Origin of the sequence: Vibrio profundi, assembly GCF_005281835.1 — a bacterium.
GTDB lineage: Bacteria > Pseudomonadota > Gammaproteobacteria > Enterobacterales > Vibrionaceae > Vibrio > Vibrio profundi.
Genome location: NZ_RZIS01000002.1, coordinates 429,408 through 450,640, shown reverse-complemented (window position 1 = coordinate 450,640; position 21,233 = coordinate 429,408). Strand labels below are relative to the sequence as shown.

15 protein-coding genes are annotated in these 21,233 nt (G+C 44.6%); 12 read left to right on the top strand and 3 right to left on the bottom strand.

Annotation, left to right across the window (positions count from 1 at the left end):
• Window positions 1-98: 98 nt before the first annotated feature.
• Window positions 99-2,552, bottom strand: a complete 2,454-nt coding sequence (locus tag ELZ11_RS06960) for a glycogen/starch/alpha-glucan phosphorylase (RefSeq protein WP_137356657.1) — start codon at window positions 2,550-2,552, stop codon at window positions 99-101.
• 540 nt (window positions 2,553-3,092) lie between these two features.
• On the opposite strand from ELZ11_RS06960, the gene malT reads away from it, so the two are divergent.
• The 10 genes from malT (at window position 3,093) to sstT (ending at window position 15,153) form a co-directional block, all read left to right on the top strand.
• Window positions 3,093-5,801 carry an HTH-type transcriptional regulator MalT gene (gene malT / locus ELZ11_RS06955; RefSeq protein WP_137356656.1) on the top strand — a complete coding sequence of 903 codons (2,709 nt, stop codon included), beginning with the start codon at window positions 3,093-3,095 and terminating at the stop codon, window positions 5,799-5,801.
• Window positions 5,802-5,994: 193 nt separating this feature from the next.
• The gene (locus tag ELZ11_RS06950; protein WP_137356655.1) at window positions 5,995-6,420 is read left to right on the top strand and encodes an SRPBCC family protein; all 426 of its coding nucleotides are present in this window, start codon (window positions 5,995-5,997) and stop codon (window positions 6,418-6,420) included.
• A gap of 455 nt (window positions 6,421-6,875) precedes the next feature.
• The gene (locus ELZ11_RS06945) at window positions 6,876-7,802 is read left to right on the top strand and encodes a polyprenyl-phosphate transporter (RefSeq protein WP_137356654.1); all 927 of its coding nucleotides are present in this window, start codon (window positions 6,876-6,878) and stop codon (window positions 7,800-7,802) included.
• Between the two features lie 188 nt (window positions 7,803-7,990).
• Complete coding sequence (locus ELZ11_RS06940) at window positions 7,991-8,440, top strand: hypothetical protein (RefSeq protein ID WP_137356653.1); 450 nt, start codon at window positions 7,991-7,993, stop codon at window positions 8,438-8,440.
• A complete protein-coding gene (locus ELZ11_RS06935; RefSeq protein ID WP_137356652.1) occupies window positions 8,437-9,042 on the top strand; it encodes an SCO family protein in 606 nt (201 codons plus the stop codon). The genes ELZ11_RS06940 and ELZ11_RS06935 overlap by 4 nt, the downstream gene beginning before the upstream one ends.
• Before the next feature lie 52 nt (window positions 9,043-9,094).
• Window positions 9,095-9,553 (top strand): copper chaperone PCu(A)C, encoded by a 459-nt coding sequence (locus ELZ11_RS06930; protein WP_137356651.1) that lies wholly within the window; start codon window positions 9,095-9,097, stop codon window positions 9,551-9,553.
• 374 nt (window positions 9,554-9,927) lie between these two features.
• Window positions 9,928-10,989, top strand: a complete 1,062-nt coding sequence (gene rsgA, locus ELZ11_RS06925; protein WP_137356650.1) for a ribosome small subunit-dependent GTPase A — start codon at window positions 9,928-9,930, stop codon at window positions 10,987-10,989.
• A 173-nt stretch (window positions 10,990-11,162) separates the two neighbouring features.
• The gene (locus ELZ11_RS06920) at window positions 11,163-12,107 is read left to right on the top strand and encodes a LysR family transcriptional regulator (RefSeq protein ID WP_137356649.1); all 945 of its coding nucleotides are present in this window, start codon (window positions 11,163-11,165) and stop codon (window positions 12,105-12,107) included.
• 223 nt (window positions 12,108-12,330) lie between these two features.
• Window positions 12,331-13,368 carry a DUF1254 domain-containing protein gene (locus ELZ11_RS06915; protein WP_137356648.1) on the top strand — a complete coding sequence of 346 codons (1,038 nt, stop codon included), beginning with the start codon at window positions 12,331-12,333 and terminating at the stop codon, window positions 13,366-13,368.
• Between the two features lie 567 nt (window positions 13,369-13,935).
• Window positions 13,936-15,153: a serine/threonine transporter SstT gene (gene sstT / locus ELZ11_RS06910; RefSeq protein WP_137356647.1), complete on the top strand. Its 1,218-nt coding sequence runs from the start codon at window positions 13,936-13,938 to the stop codon at window positions 15,151-15,153.
• A gap of 140 nt (window positions 15,154-15,293) precedes the next feature.
• On the opposite strand, the gene ELZ11_RS06905 is transcribed toward sstT, so the two are convergent.
• On the bottom strand, window positions 15,294-16,439 hold the full coding sequence (locus ELZ11_RS06905; protein ID WP_137356646.1) for a tetratricopeptide repeat protein: 1,146 nt from the start codon (window positions 16,437-16,439) through the stop codon (window positions 15,294-15,296).
• Window positions 16,440-16,817: 378 nt separating this feature from the next.
• Window positions 16,818-17,162, bottom strand: a complete 345-nt coding sequence (locus tag ELZ11_RS06900) for a YajD family HNH nuclease (RefSeq protein WP_137356645.1) — start codon at window positions 17,160-17,162, stop codon at window positions 16,818-16,820.
• Between the two features lie 166 nt (window positions 17,163-17,328).
• Here ELZ11_RS06900 and ELZ11_RS06895 point away from each other — a divergent pair, with 166 nt between their 5' ends.
• On the top strand, window positions 17,329-19,335 hold the full coding sequence (locus ELZ11_RS06895) for an HD domain-containing phosphohydrolase (RefSeq protein WP_137356644.1): 2,007 nt from the start codon (window positions 17,329-17,331) through the stop codon (window positions 19,333-19,335).
• Between the two features lie 7 nt (window positions 19,336-19,342).
• Window positions 19,343-21,226, top strand: coding sequence for an adenylate/guanylate cyclase domain-containing protein (locus ELZ11_RS06890; RefSeq protein ID WP_137356643.1), 1,884 nt, complete (start codon window positions 19,343-19,345; stop codon window positions 21,224-21,226).
• Window positions 21,227-21,233: the final 7 nt, after the last annotated feature.

Here is a 21,233-nt window from a genome sequence, read left to right as displayed (position 1 = left end):
TCTCTCCGAAGGTACTGCTTACACCTTCTAAATTTGTAGGGGTGTCAAATCTTAAAAGGAACCAAGGCAGTGAGCCTGCCTTGGTTTTAAATCTGCTATTAACGGCTAACCGCTTCTAGCTTCCAGATGTTATTTACGTAATCACGGATAGAACGGTCTGAGCTAAACTTACCGACTAACGCTGTGTTTAGAATCGCTTTCTTCGCCCAACCTGCTTGGTCACGGTATTGAGCGTCCATTGCTTCGTGTGCTTTCACATAAGAAGCAAAATCTGCCAAACATAGGTATGGGTCGCCGCCATCTAGCAAGCTATCAAATGTTGCACGTAGCTTGCCTGGTTCACCTGGAGTGAACTCATCAGTTAGAAGAAGATCCATGGATGACTTCAGTAGGTGATCGGCATTGTAGTAATCAAACGGGTTGTAACCTTGGGCACGTAGAGCTTCAACGCCATCCACTTCTAAGCCGAAGATGTAGATATTGTCATCGCCCACTTCTTCACGGATTTCAACGTTCGCGCCGTCCATCGTGCCAATCGTTAGTGCACCATTTAGTGCCATTTTCATGTTACCTGTACCCGAAGCTTCTTTACCTGCCGTCGAGATTTGCTCAGAAACATCCGCCGCTGGAATAATGATTTCAGCCATGCTTACACGGTAATCAGGAATGAAGACCACTTTCAGCTTGTTACCAATGCGCGGATCGTTATTCACTTTTTCTGCAATCTTGTTGATCGCGTAAATGATCTCTTTCGCTAGGTGGTAGCCCGGTGCTGCTTTCGCTGCAAAGAATACAACGCGAGGTGCCATATCAAACTCAGGGTCGTTCAATAAGCGGTGGTACAAAGATAGAATATGCAGCATGTTCAGGTGCTGACGCTTGTACTCGTGAAGACGTTTGATTTGCACATCAAAAATAGCGTTGGTATCTAGTTCAATACCCATGTTGTCCGAAACCCAATCCGCTAAACGCTGTTTGTTTTCTTTCTTCACAGCCATGAATTCTTTTTGGAATTTCGCATCGTCTGCGTATTTCGCAATCGCCGCTAGCTGATCAAGATCCGCTGGCCACTCACTGCCAATTTTCTCTGAAATTAGCGATGACAAACCAGGGTTACAGAACTTCAACCAACGACGTGGCGTAATACCGTTGGTTACGTTTTGCAGACGGTTCGGGTATAGCTCATTGAACTCAGGGAACAAATCGCGCTTAACCAATGCAGAGTGCAACGCCGCTACACCGTTTACCGCGTACGATCCAACCACACATAGGTTAGCCATGCGAACCATACGGTGGAAGCCTTCCTGGATGATAGACAGTTTTTGCTGCTTCGCGACATCACCAGGCCACTTCGCACGTACGTCTTGTAGGAACAAGTGGTTGATATGGTAAATAATTTCCATATGGCGAGGAAGTAGACGCTGGATAAGAGATTCACTCCACGTTTCTAGTGCTTCTGGCAGTAGTGTATGGTTTGTGTACGCAAACGTCTTAGAACTGATGGCCCATGCTTCATCCCAACCTAAGCCTTTTTCATCGATCAAGATGCGCATTAGTTCAGGAATAGCAATCGTAGGGTGCGTGTCGTTTAGCTGAACGGTTTCGTATTTAGGCAGTGCTGCAAGCGTGTGGCCTGCTGCTTCGTGGCGACGAAGAATATCGCGAATAGAAGCCGCACTGTGGAAGTACTGCTGCATCAAACGCAGTGTTTTACCTTTTTCGTGGTTATCGTTCGGGTACAGCACTTTAGTAATGTTGCCCGCATCGATAAGCGCGTGCTGCGCTTCGAAGTAGTCACCATTGTTGAAGCTTGCCAATGAGAAAGGTGCAATCGCCTGACATTCCCACAAACGTAGTGGGTAAACAGTGTCTGACTCGTAACCAACGATTGGAAGATCCCAAGGCATTGCTTTCACTTGCATGCCTGGAACCCAGCGGCGCTTCTCTTTACCGTTGTCTTGGTACACTTCAACATGACCGTAGAAGCCAATTTCTTGTGCCAATTCTGGGCGAGCGATTTCCCAAGGGTAACCTTCCACACCACGCCATGCATCCGGCGCTTCTTGTTGATGACCTTCGCTAAACGATTGTTTAAACAAACCGTATTCGTAGTGCAAGCCATAGCCAACAGTTGGGAATTCTTGCGCGGCTAGCGAGTCCATGAAACATGCTGCTAAACGGCCTAGACCACCGTTACCTAATGAAGGGTCACGCTCTTCTTCTAGTAGGTCTGTTAAATTTTGACCTAACTCTTCCATCGCATGAGTGATTTGCTCATATAAACCCATGCTAATTAAGTTATTACCCGTTAAACGGCCAATTAGAAACTCAAGAGACAAGTAGTTAACGCTTTTTGCGTTGGTGATTTTCTCGTCATTTTCTGTTGCAAGCATATCGAAAGTAGTTAGCTCTGCTAACGCGCGTCCCATTGCTAGGTACCATGCGCGGCTGTCCGCTGTTTCGATTGTGGTTGCATAGGTAGCAGATAAGTGCTTTTTAACGCTTTCTTGGAAAGAAACTTTGTCGAAAGTTTTTTGTTGAGTAGCTTTCATTTCAGAAATCTCACTTTTGTTTTAATTCATCTGTGACATATCGTGCATGGTCACCATTAACTAAACATCATCCTGCCCTTCCACCATATAAGGAGTAGAAGGCAGGGCGTAGGGGGCGTACTGGCAATCAGTTAGTGATCTGAATCTCATCATCGAACGGCGAATAAATGATTGAAGTGATTACGATCACATCACCCTCTTGCATAACCTAATCACAACTGATGAATTTTCTATTGACGTTCTCTTTACCAAATTCCGTTTCTGATATTTCGATCACGAAAAAAATTTCAATATTTCCTAAGTTTTCATCATTTCCTGTATGCAACAGTTAAATATCACGCTTATAAAACCCAACCTTTAGTGATAATGATCACAATAATAGGGCGTAGACAGCCCTAAATCGGCGCTAACGCAATATTTCGGAACTCGATCATGGTTTGTAGAGATTTGCTTCACGTAACATGCCCGTCAAATAAGAATAATGGCGCTGAAATAACACTTATCAGCTCTCTGTAGCCAAATATAAGGTTAATAATCGACATGTGGATTCCGTCAAAATTGACCCGCCCTGGCCGTTTGCACAACGCAATCGTTAGGCCAAGGGTATTAGACCTATTACAACAAGCTCCCTGCTATAAGTTGGTACTGTTCCGTTCTCCTGCTGGTTACGGTAAAACCACCATGGCGGCTCAATGGCTCGCCGACAAATCCAACGTAGGTTGGTACAGCGTCGATGACAGCGACAACGACACTTTTCGCTTTATCAACTATTTACTGCAGTCGCTCAACAAGGCGACTCAGAACGCTTGCCCTAACGCTCAAAAGCTTGCAGAAAAGCGACAGTTCTCGTCACTTCACTCACTTTTCAGCGAAGTTTTTGCCGAAATGTGTGAGTTTCACCAAGAATGCTATGTCGTGCTCGATGACTACCATGTGATCAACAATGATGACATTCACGAAGCGATGCGCTTCTTCCTCAAGCACATGCCAGACAACCTCACGTTGGTAGTGACTAGCCGTGCAACACCACCACTTGGCACCGCTAATTTACGTGTCCGAGATTTGATGATTGAGATCGGAAATGATCTGCTGGCTTTTGATACTGAAGAAACCACGCGCTTCTTTAACCAGCGTGTCGCAGATGGCATTGATGACGCGACTGCCGATAACCTTCGTACTTATGTTGAAGGTTGGCCATCGGCGCTACAGCTTATTGCCTTACAAGCCCAGCATCAAAAACGCACGTTAGCGCAGTCAGCGGAATCCGTTTCGCATTTTAACCACGCGCATTTGTGGGACTATTTGGTCGAGGAAGTCTTTGATTTATTAGATAAAGAGACACGTCACTTCCTGATGCAGTGCTCTGTACTTGATCATTTCAACGATGAATTGGTTTACGCCCTTACTCAGCGCGAAGATGCCCTTGGCATGATTGAGTCACTCAACCGCTATGGGTTGTTTATCTACCCATTGGAAGGTGAGCATAACTGGTATCGCTTCCATAACTTATTTGGCGAATTCCTTGCTCATGAAAGGCAAGCGCGTATCCCTCAGCAAGAACAAGATCTACATCGCTGCGCCGCGAAAGCATGGTTAAAACAAAACACGCCACACCAAGCCTTAGGGCACGCACAAAAAGCGTACGATGGTGAGTTGATCGCCCAAATCCTAGATGACTACGGCTGGAAGATGTTTAACCAAGGCGAACTGTCGTCACTGGAAATGGCAGTTAAGCAACTGACACGCGATCAGTTATACAGCAACCCAAAGCTTTCTATGTTGCGAGCATGGCTTGCGCAAAGTCAGCACCGCTACGATCAAGTTGGAACGCTACTGGCCGAAGCCGAAGCTGAATATAAAGAACGCGACATTACCATAGACACCCAACAGCAAGGCGAGTGCAATGCCCTGCGAGCTCAAGTGGCTATCAACCATAACAACCCAGAGCAAGCTCTCGAGTTCGCTGAGCTTGCTTTAAGCCAACTCAACACGAACATTTACCGTAGCCGTATAGTGGCAACATCTGTTGTCGGTGAAGTGAACCACGTAATGGGTAATCTTAGCCGTGCGCTACCTATGATGCAGCAAACGGAGAAGCTTGCTCGTCAGTACCAAGTTTACCACCAAGCGCTGTGGGCCATTTTGCAGCAGAGTGAGATTCTAATTGCACAAGGTTTTGTACAAGCCGCATTCGAACTGCAAGATTCAGCGTTTAAACTGATTGAAGATCATCAATTACAACACGTACCGCTGCATGAATTCCTTCTACGAGTCCGTGCGCAGATTTTCTGGTGTTGGAACCGATTAGACGAAGCTGAAGAGTGCTGCTACAAAGGGTTAGAGATCCTAGGGCATCACTCACCAAGTAAGCACCTGCATAGCTACTCAATGCTGGCTAGAATTGCGATTGGTCGCGGTGAATTAGACAAAGCATCGAAGTTCATCGAGCAAATCCAACATTTACTGCGCCAATCAACTTACCACGTAGATTGGACCGCCAACGCTTCGTTGTCTTTGCTGCTATTTTGGCAAGTAAAAGGCAATAAAGAAGCTATCCAAGATTGGCTAAAAGTCGCGGTTCGCCCAGAAAATGCCAGCAACCATTTCTGTCAACTGCAATGGCGTAACATTGTTCGTGCGCACATCAACTTAGGTCAGTTTGATGAAGCAATCACCGCTTTGAAGTTCCTGAAAGGCGAAGCCGAACAAGCCAATTTAGTCACCGATACGAATCGAAACCTCATCGTTGAATCCGTGCTTTGTGTACAACTTAAGGATGAAGACAAAGCGAAAACGTTGTTGAAAGAAGCGCTAAACATGACCAACCAAACCGGTATGGTCGGAAACTTCTTAGTTGATGGTGCAACGATTGGTCACTTGCTAGAAAAACTCAGCAACAAAACCGAGTTAGGGGATTTAGAACGCCATCGTGCCCAGCAAATCATGAAAGACATTTCGACCACTCAACGCAGCCGTTCTGTCCACTTTGATGAAGATTTTGTAGAGAAGTTAGTGAATCACCCGAACATTCCGGAATTAGTACGAACTAGCCCACTCACCCAACGAGAGTGGCAAGTGCTAGGTCTTATTTATTCAGGCTTCAGTAACGAACAAATCGCACAAGAGCTAGATGTGGCAGGGACGACAATTAAAACGCACATTCGAAACTTGTACCAAAAACTCAATATTGCCAATAGAAAAGAAGCGATTAGTACTGCAGAGAACTTATTGCAATTAATGGGCTACTAACCTTATTGCACTGTTCCTCTATAGGAAAGATTGTACGCCCTTGGTAATTAGGGATTCTCACCTACAATTATAGGGATTAAGCCAACCATAAGCTTTTTGAGTAAATGGTTGGCTTTATTTTTATATCACGTTGCCACGATTCAAGTTCAGCTTTTCTCACCTGATACGAGGCCACGTAACCAAGGAGAGGATCATGGGACACTGCTATAACACAAGCGTAATTAACGCTCCTGTCGACCAAGTTTGGGAAACCATTGCTAACTTTCACCAACTGCCATGGGCAGACCAAGTGGTCACCAAAGTCGAAACCGTTGGCAATGCTTCAGGCACTGAAGTGGGTGCCAAACGGATACTCAATGACTTATTTCACGAAACTTTGCTCAGCGTGGACACACACATTCACACCTTTACCTATCGAATTGACGACGGCCCCGGCCCAATCGCTAAAGATGCAGTGAGAAACTACATTGGTAAAGTCTCGCTATTTCCGATTACAGATAGCGGTCAAACTTTTATTGAATGGACTTCCACCTATGAATCAAGCTCTGAAGATGAAGTGGCTGAATTCTGCAACCCAATTTACATTGCACTAATTAACTCACTAAAGAGTAAGTTTTAGTTAGGTTCATAGGCTTGAGCAAGTAGATGTAGAGAGCTGTAATATCTCAGTAAAACTAGGCAGTTAGGATAAGAGTGGTTAGCCAAACGGTAAGATTCAGATAAAAAAATAGCCAATCGCAAAAAGGGCAATTGGCTTATATATAGTGTGAACAAAAATTTATTCACTAACAACGTCAGTTGGCTAGGTGACCCTCGGCTTAAGAAGGGTCAATGTTAATAATGCAGGTTGCGTGCCAACTTTAAAAAGGGTGTTTTTAAGCGCTATATCGCAAAAAACTACCATTTTTCACTCACAAATTGCAAAATGCAATTGCAGTTTGCAATTAAAATGCAATTAGCTATGCACTAAGTTGCTATTCACAAGTGATAAGTTTATCCCCCATTTTCATATTCATACTTTTTCGACAATAAAATTTGTATACTGCACCCAACCACTCTTAACCATATATTTCGATGAACTACTTAAGCACATTCTTTAAAGGTATGGCGATGGGAGCAGCCGATGTTGTTCCTGGCGTATCTGGCGGTACCATCGCTTTTATTACCGGTATTTATGACACACTGTTAGAAAGCATCAGACGCATCAACCCAAGCGTTTTGGGGCTGTGGAAACGTGAAGGCTTCAAGGCTGCGTTCGCTCATATCAACGGTTTGTTTCTGATTTCATTATTTGGTGGGGTGCTAACCAGTATCGCGACACTTGCCAAATTAATCTCTTGGTTGCTAGAAACTCATCCAGTGCCACTATGGTCATTCTTTTTCGGCCTGATCTTAGTGTCCGTTTTCCATATTCTTAAGCAAATTGAAAAGCGTGACCTTTCTCGGCTGGCGTTTTTGATTCTAGGAATTGCCTTCGCTTACAGCATTACCGTGATAAAACCTCTGCAAATGGAGCCAACTAGCCTCAACGTTTTACTGGCTGGTGCCATCGCCATTTGCGCGATGATCTTACCGGGTATCTCTGGCAGCTTTATTTTGTTGCTTATTGGCATGTACACCCCTGTTTTGGGCGCAGTGAAAGGCTTTGAAGTCGATATCTTAGCGCTGTTTTTAGCAGGCTGTGTGCTTGGCTTATTAAGCTTTTCTCACGTTCTATCTTGGCTTCTTAAGTCGTTCCGAGATTTTACTTTGGTATTTCTCACCGGCTTAATGATTGGTACTTTACCTAAAATCTGGCCGTGGAAAGAAACCATCAGCTGGCGCACAAACTCAAAAGGTGAGCAAGTCCCTCTGATTCAAGAAAACTTATCGCCATTTGACTTCGAGGCGGTCACGTCACAGCCTTCACAATTGCTGTTAGCGATTGTCATGATGTTTGTCGCGATTGCGTTAGTTTTAGGCCTAGAAAAGTTTGCTGAAAGCCAAAACAGCAAAGCCTAACGTAGCCTTTGAACCTTGAAAGCGGAGCCATGTGCTCCGCTTTTTTATATCTGCTTACAACTTAACTAGGCCTGCCGATATTCAATGGTGTTTACACCACAATCCGCACAAAAATCTCTTTTGATACAACCACGTATTGATCCTTGTGATAACATCGCCACTTTATAGAATTTCAACAAGATAATCCTATGCACCTTGCACTGAAAGTATCTGCAATTGGTCTCGCACTGGTTGCTGGTTTTTACGGTCCTCAAGTCGTGACCTCAGTTAAAGAATCAATGAGTCAGCACCAAATGTCTTCAGAGTCCATCAACTTAGATGATTACTGCATGCTGTCTTCTGCCGCCTGTGAGCAGAATTCTGTGAGAATCAGCCTTGACCGTGACGTGACTCAACCGTTAGTTCCTGCCAAAATTCGAGTTGAATGGCCTAACGCTAAGCAAGACTCACTTTCCCTCAACTTACAGGGGTTAGAAATGGAAATGGGTAGCGCCCGTTACCGATTAAATTCTGTTGGCAATGATGTATTCGAAGGTGAGATTATTCTGCCTGTTTGCACTTTAGATAAAATGACATGGGTTGGAGAACTGACTGATGGGCAAACCACAGTCAAACCCGCATTAAGGATGGCACGATGAGTAAAAATTGGTCACTAATATTAGTCGTCGCATTTGCGCTCGGCTTCGGCGTAAAAACCTACATAGACGAACAAGCGAAAACCACCGCTTCAATAGAACAAGAACAAAAAATGGCTGGCACCACGTTATTTGGTGAGAAGGGCAAAGCTGTACCTATTTTTGACCAAGACGATGAGCGTATACGCATCGTCTACTTTGGTTTCACACGCTGCCCTGATGTGTGCCCGACTTCCTTAGCGATGATGGCCGGAGCTTTAAATCAAATCAATGGCGCACAAAAAGCGCAACTAAGACCAATGTTTATTTCTTTGGATCCAGAGCGCGACGCGGCGAATGCTTCTTTTGAATACGCACAGTATTTTCACCCGATGATTGAAGGCCTCTCTGCACCGCTTGACGTCACCAAGCCATTGGCTCATCGCTACGGTGTCATTTTCCGTAAAACTGAATTAGAAGGCTCTGAACTTGAGTACACTTTAGATCACAGCTCTTACTTCTATTTCCTCAAACCTGATGGCACTTTAATTACTAAAGTGCCACATACGCTGACACCTGCACCTTTGGTTGAAGCGATAAAATCCGTTACTTCTGCCCAAGAATAACGCGATAAAACAACACCATTACACAATAATAAATAATTTTAAGGACAATAATATGAAGCTTAAAGCTCTCGCTCTAGCAGGCTTACTCCTTACTCCTTTGGCTTACGCAAAAAGTGACATCATGGCACACGACTTATACGCCCGTGCCATGCCGCCTTCTTCTGTAACCAGCGCGGTTTTCACTACACTGATGAACCATAGCGACAAAGATCGCACTCTGGTTTCAGCAACGACGCCAGCGGCAGGCAAAGTAGAGCTTCATGATGTGATCAAAGATGGCGACGTTATGAAAATGCGCCAAGTTCAAGAGATCAAGATCCCAGCAAACAGTAATGTTGTTCTTAAACCAGGCAGTCTGCATATCATGTTATTCAACTTAGATAAGCGTTTAGAAGAAGGCCAAAGCATTGACCTGACTCTTACCTATGCCAACGGCGAGACACAAACATTGCAAGCGCCAGTGAAAAAAGTAATGAGTGGTATGAAAAAAATGGATCACTCCCACCACTAAGCCCAGGCATTAAATTTTCTAAGCGGCGAATACTTCAACCACTCGCCGCTTTCTGTTAAGCTCAGCAAGAATCAAACATTAATGGAGGACACAAGATGATTGTAATGACGAACCTATACACGGCTGTAAAAGCAACGCGCGTATAAATCGGTAGGCTTAACCTAAACGAACCTTCTCCTACCTTACTAAGTATTTAACTGTATTAGTTTAATTACTTAGCAGCCCTGTGCTTTTACCCGGTGTATTCAATTACCGGGGTCTCAATCAATAGAATTCGACCCTAACTCAAACGTTAATTCGACGTCTCGAGCAATTTTTAGATCGCTAAAGCTTTTGATCTACACATTAGCTGACACGTCTAGGGTAAATGAACCATGAATTCAAATTCAGTATTTTCTCATCCAATGCCACTACAGCAACTTGGATGGCAACCTGTATTCCAACAACAGTTAACACTCGAAGATTACGATCAATCCATCGTAGCAAGAGTGATCGCGCACCACAGAAGCGGCTACCTGTTGGCAAGTGAACAAGGTGAAATCCAACTACCGATACATCATAGCCAACCTGCAATGACGGTTGGAGACTGGGTCATCCTTGATCAAGAACGTGCATTTGTTCGACTTCTGGAAAGGCATTCTTTATTTAGCCGTAAAGCTGCGGGCAGTAAAGTGGCAGAGCAATACATCTCTGCCAATATCGATACCGTTTTTATCGTCGTTTCACTTAACTACGATTTTAATTTAAGCCGTATCGAACGCTACCTTGCTTTGGCCAATGAAGCGCAAGTTGAACCTGTTATCGTTCTAACAAAGCAGGATCTTTGTGATGACACCGACGATAAGATCCAGCAAGTCCAACAACTTGATAGCATGCTCATGATCGAAGCAGTCAATGGCTTAGATTTGGAGTCCGTCAAAGTTCTTTCACCTTGGTGTAAGACAGGGAAAACCGTTGCACTTATGGGATCATCTGGCGTTGGTAAATCAACATTAGTTAACTCATTACTAGGCGAGCAAGAGCAAGCAACTGGTGGCATTCGTGAAGACGATAGTAAAGGGCGTCATACTACAACTTCACGCTCATTACATTTGCTAGAAAGCGGAGGTTTGTTGCTCGATACTCCAGGAATGCGTGAACTTCAATTGGCTGACTGCGCCAGCGGCGTAAGCGAAACTTTTGCCGATATTGAAGACCTAATTCTTGAATGTCGTTTCTCTGACTGCCAGCACCAAACTGAACCTGGCTGTAAAGTGTTAGCCGCCATAGAATCTGGCGATTTAAGTGAAAGGCGGTTCAAGAACTACCAAAAGCTGCTGCGAGAGCAAGCACGAAATGGAGCAACACTAGCGGAGCAGCGCTCACACTTTAAAAAGCTCTCCAAGATGTACCGCAACGTACAAACGGAAAGCCGTAATATTAAACAAGGCAGTTAGTCTCACACCGCCTTGCGATCAGCGCCTCTGATAGCTTAGTTATCAGGGGCGTTTTTACATCGAATAAATTCCAATAGCAAACTAGCTAAGCCACATACTCAGGCATAACTACAGGCAAATGATATGCTATGGTGTAATATGCCATAAGATAGTAAATGGAATGTAGACTTAGCATGAAAACCCTCGAACAAGAGCTATCTCGAATAGACCTCAACCTACTGGTGTCACTCAGCGTTCTCATCAAAGAGAAAAACGTATCGCGCGCAGCTGATAAGCTGTATTTGTCACAGCCAGCGATGAGCAGAATACTAGGGCGACTAAGGAACTTGTTCGACGATCCGCTTTTCTATCGTGAGTCCAACGGCTTACAACCTACCGCAAAAACACTGGAACTCGAAGCCAAGCTAGATACCATCTTGCTTTCCGTCGACAGCCTGATCAACAGCAGTAGCTTTAATCCCGAACTGTGCGAGAAAAACTTTCGATTATCGGTTCCACCTTTAATGAGCCAGCTACTGATGACGCCTTTAGCAAAAAGGGTTGGTGATTTAGCCCCCAATGCGACATTAGAAGAATACCCATCGTCTTTTGACCCTATTTTGTTGCTCAAAGAAGGGCAAGTCGACTTTTCTATTCATGTTGAAGACGCACCAGTAAGCGATGAATACCATTCCACAAAAATTGGTAGCACTTACCCTGTTATTTACGGCGCAGCCAACCATCCACTGCTGTCCAAACCGTCCATTACTTTAGATGATTGCCTTAAGTATCCCTTCGTTGATTTATCACTGGATATACGCTCAAACAATCACTACCTCAATCCCATCGATGTTGCGCTGGCTAAGCAAGGAAAAAGTCGAACTATCGCCCTTAAGTCAGGCCAATTATCGACATTAACTCAATCGATGGAAGGTACAGAACGTTTGATCATTGCTGGGCACGCTTTGGCTCATAGCGAAGTATTAGACTCTCGCTTTCAAGTCATCAAGCCCTTTGAAGAAGCGCCCTACGTGGTAGATATTTATCTCATCGAACACCGACGTACCCTATCGAGTCCTTCACACAGTTGGCTTAAATCTATGATTCTTGAGTCACTCAAAGGAAAGATCTCTGTTTAGAGTGAGTTAATAATCCATTACCAATCATCTTCGCCCGCGCTCTACTTCGTTGATTATTAAACGAATCCAACATAGAAATGCACTAGTGTAATATCAGTTATAGATATATATCATTTGATGTAATACCAGCCTGCCGATAGTCTGAAGTCAATCCAGAAATGAACGGTTCCTAGCAGCCTTTCATTATCAATTACTATTTAGACTGACTGATTAGGAGGTCACTATGAACTTAAAGAAATCTTTGATTGCTGGCGCTATTATCGCTTCTAGCCTTTCACTTACAGCTTGCGGTTCTTTCGATAATGATACGGCTGCACAGTCCTCACAGGCCGATGTTCTTAAAGTCACAGAGCAAAACTACGCATTTGCCGAAACGGCACGCAATTATCGAAATTGGGTAGCACTTGGTGCTAATGACCAGCTGACACATATGCGAGCACTGCCGCCTCGCGGAAAAGACGCACCTACCGTACAAATGAACGATGACACCCTTTATTCTGTAGCCGTTGTCGAAACCGTAGACGGGAAAGTAAATTTCGACATCCCGAAAGTAGACGTATACATGGCAGTGCAAGTCGTCTCCGAAGGTGGTCATGGGCAGCACTACGTGGTGGGTGAAGGTAGCTATGACCTCCCGGTAGAAACTCAATATGCCTTCTTAATCTATCGAACTGGCACCGAGAAAGGGCTAGACGCATCGCGTGCCGCGCAAGATCAGATTACAACCGACAACCTTAAATTTGGCACTTATCAGGTAAAAAGCTTCAACTATGACGAAGTAGAAACTTGGACTAAAGCACTGACCGCTGAAACACAAGGTGAGATCTTCAACTACACGTTCCCGCGAACTTCGCAACAAGTAACAGATAGACATCAATGGAACCTTGAAAACGCAAATGGTTGGGGTGGTTCATCACCAGAGGTCGACGTAGCTAACCTATACACAAATTCAGTAACGTTTAGCGGTTCAGAGTGCAACACGACAACGTTCGATGAGCCACAATCTAAGTATTTCACTTCTATCACGGCATATGACCAGTCACGCTACTTAATTGATGGGGCTAACCATGTTTCATCAAATAACTGGGAAGAAAACGCTAATGGTACGATCACAGTGTCTTTTAACTGTGGCGAGCAAGCGATTAATAACATCAACACCCAAGGCCAGGACTTCTCTTTCACTGTTCGTTACTACGGGGTAAGTCAAAAGGTGCTAGACGGCAAGGTGACGCCAGAAGCAACAGTTATCAACCACGGTTAACTTCGATTAAAGCCAAGTAAACACTAATGAAAAGGAAGGTGAGCCAATTGGTTCACCTTCTTTTCGTTTGAAGCACTTTGGCCAAACGTACATTTTGCAGCGCATCTACAAACGGAGGGGCATTATTTTATGTTTCTGTATCACGAAAATTCAACGAGTCTCATACCTCGCCTAGACGACCAGCAAGATAGCCTTATTCAGAGCCTCACGAGACAAATATGCAGCGTTTCATTTTCTCAGTGCTGAACGGCCAATGGAAAGCTCACCTAGTGGTATCCCCTTCACTAAATATTCACAAGATCATTAAATCATCCAATGTCAGATAGCGTCATTTTATGCAGTAAAAACCGAATTAATGACAGTTTGTTAACTTAACCACAAACACAAATTTAACATTTACCACCACAATCAACACACAGCGCAAACAATTAAACCAAAAATAAACTATTCCTAGACACAAAATATTATCAAGTTAATATAGCGGCCATTCGGCTAGTGAATGGTCGAAATGATCGTCTTTTTATAAAGTTCGACAAACTATAAAAACCAAACAATTGCAGGATCTTTATGCAAAATCACAATATCTTTGCCCGTTTTGCTCGCGGCAATCTAGTGCTCCAAATTCTTGCTGGTATCGTTGTGGGTGTTCTTTTGGCAACCATCTCACCAGAAACCGCAAAAGATGCAGGCATGCTAGGTAGTCTATTCGTAGGCGCTTTAAAAGCAGTAGCCCCAATTTTAGTATTCATTCTTGTTGCTGCTTCTATTGCAAACCAAAAGAAAAACCAACACACGCACATGCGTCCAATTATCGTTCTTTACCTAATTGGTACGTTCTCAGCAGCACTTACTGCAGTAGTGCTAAGCTTCATGTTCCCAACAACCCTAACACTGGTTGCTGGTGCAGAAGGCGCTAACCCTCCTCAAGGTATTGCAGAAGTACTGAATACACTACTATTCAAACTTGTAGACAACCCAGTAAACGCACTTGTTAATGCTAACTACATCGGCATTCTTGCGTGGGCTATTGGTCTTGGTATTGCACTTCACCATGCTTCAGCAACAACTAAAGCTGTATTCGAAGATCTAAGCCACGGCGTTTCTCAGATTGTACGCTTCATCATTCGCCTAGCACCTTTCGGTATTTTTGGCCTAGTAGCATCGACCTTCGCAACAACAGGTTTTGACGCACTAGCAAGCTACGGTCAACTACTAGCAGTACTGCTTAGCTCAATGCTAATCATCGCGTTAGTTATTAACCCGCTAATCGTATTTGTGAAGACGAAACAGAACCCATACCCGCTGGTACTTCAATGTATTCGTGAAAGTGGCGTAACGGCATTCTTCACTCGTTCAAGTGCTGCGAACATTCCAGTAAACATGGCATTGTGTGAGAAGCTTAAGCTAGACGAAGATACGTACTCAGTATCTATCCCGCTAGGCGCGACTATCAACATGGCTGGTGCAGCAATTACGATCACTGTACTGACTCTAGCTGCGGTACACACTATGGGTATTGAAATCGATATCATGACAGCTGTACTTCTAAGCCTTGTAGCAGCAGTATCGGCATGTGGCGCATCTGGTGTTGCAGGCGGTTCTCTACTGCTTATCCCTCTAGCATGTGGCCTGTTCGGTATTTCAAACGACGTGGCGATGCAGGTTGTAGCGGTTGGTTTCATCATTGGTGTTATCCAAGATTCAGCTGAAACAGCGCTAAACAGCTCAACTGACGTAGTATTTACTGCAGCAGTATGTAAATCAGAGCAGCAAAAACAACACTAAGAATTCTTGGCGCTTAACGCCGTGAGTTCCCCCTCAAGTTAAGTGCCGAGAAACAAAAAAGCCCACATCTGTGGGCTTTTTTATTGGCTAGCGTTTAAGGTTTCACGCGATGTTATCAGCTAACTAACTTTAAGCATCGGCTATTCTTTACGCATCGGCTCGATGGTCGACTGAGAAAAGTTGAAGTCAGTATTTATTCCCACCTTCTGCTCTTGCGGTTGTTCTTCAACCAGTTCCTCTTCATCAACTGTAATTAACTCTTCCGTCGGATCTTCCATCTTCTTAGGAACAGGAATATCACGTTTGTAGAGCTTGTTTAACGCCTTGATGATTGAGTGCTTAGCCACACTCTTATTCGCGAGTTTCTTCATAATAGGCTTAGCTAACGACTGCAAACCCACCACAGAATCCACACCAATATTCGAACCCACTTTGTCTCTTAACGGTTTTGCTTCTTCATAACCAAAATGCGCGGCTAAGAACAGCCAAATATAAGCGATAGAGTTACCATGCTCGCCGTACTCTGCCCACGCTTCACCGGCACGGAACATAGCTTCAGGGTTACTTTTCTCGGCGGCACACTCTAACCAATAACAACCTTTACTGTGGTTTTTAGGCACCCCGACACCGTTTATGTAGTTCAGGCCAAGCTTCACTTTTGCTTCAGCACAACCTTTGTCGGCGGCAAGCTTAAACCACTTAGTGGAACCTTCTGGTGACTTGTTATTATTGTTCTTAGACATACACCAGTCGCCCATGTAAATCATGGCTTCTGTGTTGCCAGACATCGCCGCTTCTTCTACTAAGCCATTTCCCTTAGGGATATTCTTCGTCGTACCACGCCCATGGATCAGCGCTTTACCCATTTCAAACTTAGCGTGTTGGTCCCCTTCCAAACCGGCGATTGCCATTTTCCAGAAGTTCGCTTGTTCTTTAAGGATTAAATCTTCTTTTTTACGCTGGCTTATCCGAACAATGCCATACATACCATTGATATTGTCGTCTTGCGCTGCTTTCTCATACCAGTAAAGCGCTTCTTTTAAATTGGTACGCTCGGCTTCTTTAGCAAGGAATAGAATTGTAGGAATATGCCCCGTTTCGGCCTTAAATAGTCGATCCTTCTTCTCTTGTTTTTTCGCTTTCTCGATGGCTTTACGATACGCAATTTCTCTGGCTCTGCGTTCTTGCTCGATTCTCTTCTTTCGCATCGACAGAGAAACAAGCCAAATAAACACTAGCACTAACGAAAGAGCAGTCGCGCCAATCGCGATTCCCATTGTACTCATATAAGTTCTTATAATTATTCAGCTGCCGCGCCACTCCAACCATGGAATACGCCATCAACCAAAGGTGATATATATATTAGCGGTCTCTTAGACGAAAACTTAAGAAACCCGCATTAAACCGAACCAGTATCTCAGGAATCGAAACAGATAAGAAGCCCACATGGTAGGGCTCGATATTTCGTCCTACGACGACTCAGCCTGTTTATTGGAAAGGTAGGCGCTCCGTTGCATGCTCTATTCACCTCTCAACTAAGAGTAGTACAGTCGAAGCAGGCAAGCGCCGAGCTAAAGCCCTTGTGGCAGAAGCTGCCACTAGATAAGCATCTAAGGGAGGCCAGTGCACTCCCTTGATCATCAAATTTAGCTGCTCGCTGGCGACTATTTTTTCATCATTGCTTTCAAATCTGCGAACGGGTTATGTGTCGCGGTTTGATGCTCATCTTGGCCGGCCTTAATTTCAGTGCCGTAGCGCTCATGATCGGTATATTTGGAATGCTCATGATCATGGCAGTACAAACATAATAGCTCCCAGTTGCTTCCATCTTCTGGGTTGTTGGTATGATCATGATCTTTATGGTGAACCGTTAATTCACGTAGGTTGGAATAGACAAATTCGCGAGCACAGTTACCACAAACCCAAGGGTATAGTTTCAGCGCTTTATCACGGTAGCCACTTTCTTTGCGTTTATAATTGGCACTCGAACCGTTGTAATCAGAAGACATCTCAATTCCTAATACTTAATTTAGATTTTCCAATTTTACCATTGTCACCGACTTGGCACATCAACCATTACCCAAAACCTGAAGCTCGTCCCTACGCAAAAAGTTCAATATCCCTCAACTCGTGAAGTAAAGCTGAACTATCCTATTAACGTGGGAAAGAGAAAGGATGATAAGCATAATGGACTTTGCCGCCACTCCATCATTGGTGATAGCACACGGCTCGGGGTTCGGCTCAACAGAACTACCCCAGCAACTCAGCCAACAACAGATTCAATGCGTTGAAATAGCGTGCCTCAACGAATTAGAGGCATCGAGCCCCGCGCTGCTTATCCTCGATCAACCACTCATTGAGCAACTGCCGAAAGAACAACTGGCTCAATACTTACAATCCCACCCAACTTTACTCTTAGCTGAGCAGCATTTAGATATTGAAGCCGATTTATATCTGCCGATTGGTTTTAGCCAGAGGGTAACAAAAAAGCACATTCACACCGCCCTCACTCAGTTCGTGCTCGCTAAGCAGCAGCTTGAGTTAACCCAACTGCTTAAGAACAAGTCCATTAATTTGCAGCGACTTGCAGACATTGGGATTGCCCTTTCTGCAGAAAAAAGTCTCGCGGCACTACTGACTCGAATCTTAGATGAAGGCAGAAAGCTAGCGGTGTGTGATGCCGCCTCACTGTTTCTACTCGACAGTGATAATAAAGGCAACGACTACTTGATATTAAAGCTCACTCAAAACGCATCGATTGATTTCCAGTTTGAAGAACGGCGCTTCCCATTGAACGACACCAGCATTTCAGGCTACGTTGCCAGCTACGGATTTGAACTCAATATCGAAGATGTTTATCAACTGGATGACGCGCCCTATAGCTTTAACCCTGTCTTTGACCACGCCACGGGGTATCGCTGCCAATCTTTATTAGCCTTGCCAATCAAAAATCACGATGGCGACATTATTGGTGTACTCCAGTTCATCAACCGCAAAAAAACCGCCGATACCGCTTTGCTCACACATAAGATTACTCGTGAAAATGTGATTCCATTTGATGACAACGTAAACCCTCTACTTCGTGCATTGGCGAGCCAATCGGCCATCGCCATAGAAAACCGTCGCTTAATCGAGAGCATTCGCCACTTATTTGAGGGGTTTGTGCAAGCCTCTGTTACCGCTATTGAACAACGAGATCCAACCACCAGCGGTCATTCATTTCGGGTCGCTGATTTATCAGTCGCACTCGCACAAGCGATCCCCGACTCCGGTTTAACTCAATATCAACATAAGCTGTTAAATAAAAAAGACTTACGCCAGCTTAAATACGCGGCGCTATTGCATGATTTTGGCAAAGTCGGTGTGCGAGAAGCGGTGTTAACCAAAGCGAAAAAGCTCACTACACATCAGCTTGATGTGATCAAATATCGAATCAGGCTTACGCAGCAAACTCTCATGAAAGAGCGAGCCGAAGCCGAACTGAAGCTTTTTCAGCAGCACCGTTGCCTAGATGCCGACGAACAACTTCATCGGCAGAAGGTGTTGCAGCAACAGATTGTTCAGCTAGAAGAGTTTTGGCAAGACATACTGCAAGCCAACGAGCCGAGCATTTTGCCTGAATCGGTCGAGCAAGGCTTACATCGTGTTCACCAATGCCAAGCCTACGACGAGAATGGCGCGTTATCGGCTCTTATCAGCACAGATGAACTCGCGGCACTTTCCATTCCCAAAGGCAGTTTAACCATAGAAGAGATGGACGAGATTCGCTCTCATGTCACGCACACTGAAAATTTCTTAAAGCAAATTCCATGGACAAATGAGCTCAAAGACGTACCTGACATTGCAGGCGCTCACCACGAGAAACGCGATGGTAGTGGCTACCCAAGAGGTTTACATCATGACCAAATCCCACTCGCCTCTCAAATCATGACTATCTGCGATATTTACGATGCTTTGACCGCATCTGATCGCCCATATAAGCAAGCTCTTCCGAATGAAGTAGCCTTTAAAATTCTCACCAACGAAGCGGAAAGTCAGCAACTTAACGTGGATCTAGTGCGCCTATTTATCGATGCAAAAGTGTATCTGGTGATTCAAGGCAAACACTACAATACGCCAAGTGACAAAACCTGCGGATTTCATCACCATGTGTGCGATTTTGATTTGCTAGACGACAGCTAGTTTCATCATGGAAAATCTGTCTCACCAAAACAAAATTCTTCGCTCCGCGTTTGCCAAGCATCGCCTATTGCTGGCTATGCTATTGCTGTTTAGCTTACTGCTGACCCTTAACTCTTGGCTCAAGCCGCTTGTCAGTTTTGACAACATTTGGCTCGACTTCGCTGTGAAAAAATGGAGTAAGCTATCTTATGGCGACCCAAATATTGTACTCATCGATATTGATGATCCTAGTCTCAAAGCAATGCAAAACAGCGTCGGACGTTGGCCATGGCCGCGCGCCGTTCATGCTGAACTGATCGATTACATCTCTCAGCAGAAACCTCAAGCGATTGTGTTTGATTTGCTCTTTTCAGAGCCTGATATCTACCAACCAGATTCGGACCTTTACCTTTCAGAAGTGATCGCTAGCCAAAGCAATATCTTTTTGCCCATCTTGCATTTTGAGTCACAGCAGAATCATTTATTTCCTAAACTCGCTGACTACCCAGCTTCGGTTGGGCTAACACCTCCTGATGACGTGAATCAAACCGAGGTTCGTGCCAATCTATTACTGCCAAGCGCCATCCACCCAGCCGCTTGGAAGCTCGGAACCATCAACTTCATCCCCGATCACGATGGGATAGGACGCCGCTACCATATTGAGCATAAGATTCAAGGTTGGACTATCGACACATTACCCACCAAAGTTGCGCGATATCTAGGGGCTCCGATTCCAAACCAAGATGAGTTACTCCTTGATTGGAAAAAGCCCGTCGCACAAGAATACAGTTCGCCTTATGCTCGCTTTTCTTATGCCAATGTCTACAAGGCAGTGAGTGAAGAACGTCCCTTTCACACCCCCAATTTATTTGAAAACAAGATCGTTCTAATAGGATCAACTGCAACCGGACTGCACGACCTCAAGCATACCCCTTTAAGTGCTTCTTACCCTGGGCTTTATATACTCGCTACTGCCATCGACAATTTGCTTCACCAAGAACAATTGGCAAAAGTGCCAACGGTGATCGAATGGCTCCTGAGTATTATTTTTCTATTCGCTATTACCATTAGCTTGTTGGTAGCCAAAAGGGTGATTCCAGCCACGCTAACCTGTGGCATTTTGGTTTTGGGCTGCTACGCCACCAGCTACCTACTCGCCTCTCAAAAATGGTTGTTGGTCGTTAACAGCTCGATTGCCCTGATACTGGTTTACTTCTTGAGTGTATTGGTCATTCAATTTCTACAACGACAGCGGGAATACGCTTATGCCATCGATATTTTTGGCCGATTCATGGATCGCAATGTTGTACGACAGTTAGTTGATTCAGGGCAAACCAAGCAAGCGTTACAGGCCAAAAACCGTAAAGTCACCGTGCTGTTTTCAGACATCCGCAACTTTACTACTTTGTCTGAACAGCACACTCCATTAGAGATCGTGCAATTGCTCGATGACTACTTTTCGATGCAAGTTAACGTCATATTCCAGCATAATGGTACCTTAGATAAATTTATTGGTGATGCCATCATGGCGTTTTGGGGGGCTCCTCTAGATAACGAACAACAAGAGAAGCAAGCCATACAAGCCGCGCTAGAGATGGTCGATAAGCTGGAACAATTTCGCATTCAGCAAAACCTCCCAGAATTTAACATCGGTATCGGTATTCATACTGGTGAAGTCGTGGTGGGCGCGATTGGCGGAGAGCAAAGGTACGACTACACAGTAATTGGGGATCCCGTTAATGTGGCGAGCCGTATAGAAGGAGTGACTAAGAACCGCTGTAATATTCTGGTTTCTAGCAGCACTCGTGATGCGTGTATCGATGATTTTGAGTTTGAAGAAATGGGTAGCCACTCACTTAAAGGCAGAGAAGAACCCGTAACCCTTTATATCCCTTCCAAAAAGAAAAACTAGCTAGAAT